Here is a 2,528-nt window from a genome sequence, read left to right as displayed (position 1 = left end):
GTGAGCCAGTACCTGGGGGTCGCCAAATCGGCGACCGAACTGGTGACCGACGACGCCGGCTACGTGGTGCTGTGATGACGGCACGTCGCCCGCTGGTGCTGGTGAATGGCCGGCGCCAGCAGCTACCTGCCGGTGACCGGCTACCGGGTGCGGCGGTCGATCTGGCGGGGATGGTGACCACCGAGGCCGGCCAGGTCACCCCCGCTGATAGCGTCGAGGCGGCCATTGGCAAGTTGCAGGGGCAGTTGCTGGTTGAGCCTTGGCACAACCGCATCATCAACGGCGATATGGTGATTGCCCAGCGCGGCACCAGTTTTGCCGCCGTGACCAACGGCAAATACACATTGGATCGCTGGCGAGCCGGCGCTGCAACTACGGGCGCAGTTACGATCGCGCAAGTTGCCGACGCTCCGAGTGATGCTGAATTCCAGTACAGCCTGCGTGCTACGGTAGCGACGGCCGATACCAGTATTGCAGCCGGAGGGTTTTTTGCGGTTCAGCAATTCATCGAAGGCTATAACGTGTCCGATCTGATCGGCCGCGATTTCACCGTGGTGTTTCGGGTGCGCAGTTCAAAAACGGGCACGCACTGCGTAGCGTTCGGCAACGCCGGTGCCGACCGCACCTATGTGGCCGAATACACCGTCAATGCGGCCAACACCTGGGAAACAAAAACGATCACGATTCCCGGGGGCTTGATTGCGGTCGGCACTTGGAATTGGACTAATGGTCGTGGATTGGCGGTGATGTTCATATTGGCCTGCGGTTCAAGTCTGCAAACCGCGCCAAATGCGTGGCAAACCGGGAACTTCGTCGGCAGCTCTGCTCAGGTCAACTGTCTCGACACCGTTGGGAATGTTTTCGCGGTCACTGGTGCGCAGTTGCGAGCCGGATCAGTTGCGGCCGGGTTCGAACATCGGCAAATGGCGCTGGAAGCGATGTTATGCGAGCGCTATTTCCAGAAGAACTACCCGCTGCCAGTGGCGCCAGGTACCACTGGGAGACCCATTGCCATGGCGTTCTGCCAGAACAGCTACTCCCTCACATCGGGGCACGTGCTACTGCGTACCCGCATGCGTAGCGGTCCCACCATCACGCCATACAACGACACGACTGGAGCAGCCGGCACGTGGCGGTTCAGACCGTCGAATGCAGATAAGGCTGTGATTTCTACGAGCAGCAGCGAGACGCATTGGGAGCCCGGCGGCAACAACGGTTGGACTGCCGGCGAATATACCTATGCGCTGTACACAGCCGACGCGGAGCTATGACCATGTACCGGACGATGGGTGATTGCATCATCCGGGTACAGGACGGGGCCAGCATCCCCGCTGACCCGGACAACTACGACTATCTGGATTATCTGGCCTGGATCGCTGAAGGCAACACCCCGTTGCCAGCCGCCGGCCCCGGCCGCACCCAGCTCAACGCCCGCATCAACACCTGGCGCACCCAGATGGAGAGCAGCGGATTCCCCGCGCTTGGCCGTTGGTGGGACAGCGATGACATGGCGCGCGAGCGGCTGACGCTCACCCTGCTGGCCGGGCGGGGCTCGCCGGTTGGCTACTGGAAGGACGTCTTGAACGAGCAGGTCGGGCCAGGCGACGCCGCCATGATCACTACCCTGTACGGCGCCATGGTCGAGTACGGTGCCCTGATTTTCGGTCGCGCCGAACAGATGAAGACCGAAGTGGCGGCATTGCCCGACGACGCACTGGCCGACTACGTGATCGGCTGGCCACTGGCCTGATCCATTCACAGCACGCAGCCCCGCCACGGCGGGGCTTTTTGTTGCCCGCTCGATGCGGGCTTTTTTATTGGGAGCGAACCATGCAACTGGTGTCGAACTGGCGACGGGCGCTGGAGATGCGCAGCGTCCAGATCATGCTGCTGACGGCAGTGCTCAACACCGCGGGCAGCGTCTGGTCGGTGTTCATCCACGCCGTGCCGTTGTGGCTGTGGGGTTTGGTCAATGTGGCGCTGATGCTGGCCGGCGGCTATGCCCGGCTGGTGATGCAACCCGGCTTGCATCAGGACCAGCCGCGCCAGCGCTGGCGCCATGATGCCGGCAAGGCTCGCCCGGCCGCCGTCGCGGTGGCGGCGATATTGGCGCTGGCCACGCCGCTGGCGATGCAGTGGGAGGGCAAACGTAACACCACCTACCTCGACATCGCCGGCGTGCCGACCGCCTGCTATGGCCAGACCGGCAGCCAGGTGCGGCTGGACGCCACCTATGCCGATGCCACTTGCGATGCCTGGCTGAGACAGGAACTGGGCGAGCGCTACCAGCAACTGACGCGGTGCATCCCGGTTGAGATGGCGCCGCATCAGGCGGCTGCGCTGACCGTGTTTGCCTACAACGTCGGGATCGCCGGCGCCTGCAATTCGGCGGCAGCGCGCTACGCCCGCGCCGGAGACTGGCCGCGCGCCTGCCGCGCTATCCAGCTCAACGACCACGGCAAACCCGCGTGGAGCTATGTCGGTGGCCAGTACATCCAGGGCCTCGCCAACCGCCGCGCCGCCGAGCG

The 2,528-nt window shown here is 63.8% G+C and carries 3 protein-coding genes; all 3 read left to right on the top strand.

All coding sequences use genetic code 11. The features are described 5' to 3' along the window. Positions 1-74: 74 nt before the first annotated feature. Positions 75-1,271: a hypothetical protein gene (locus FAZ21_RS19960; protein WP_136775180.1), complete on the top strand. Its 1,197-nt coding sequence runs from the start codon at positions 75-77 to the stop codon at positions 1,269-1,271. Between the two features lie 2 nt (positions 1,272-1,273). Continuing rightward, a complete protein-coding gene (locus FAZ21_RS19955) occupies positions 1,274-1,750 on the top strand; it encodes a DUF4376 domain-containing protein (protein ID WP_169307516.1) in 477 nt (158 codons plus the stop codon). Positions 1,751-1,830: 80 nt separating this feature from the next. Then, on the top strand, positions 1,831-2,528 hold a 698-nt coding region (locus tag FAZ21_RS19950; RefSeq protein ID WP_136775178.1), incomplete at its 3' end, for a lysozyme.

The organism is Chitiniphilus eburneus, from assembly GCF_005048205.1.
GTDB classification, from domain to species: Bacteria; Pseudomonadota; Gammaproteobacteria; order Burkholderiales; family Chitinibacteraceae; genus Chitiniphilus; species Chitiniphilus eburneus.
This window is presented reverse-complemented; position numbering and strand designations above follow the sequence as displayed.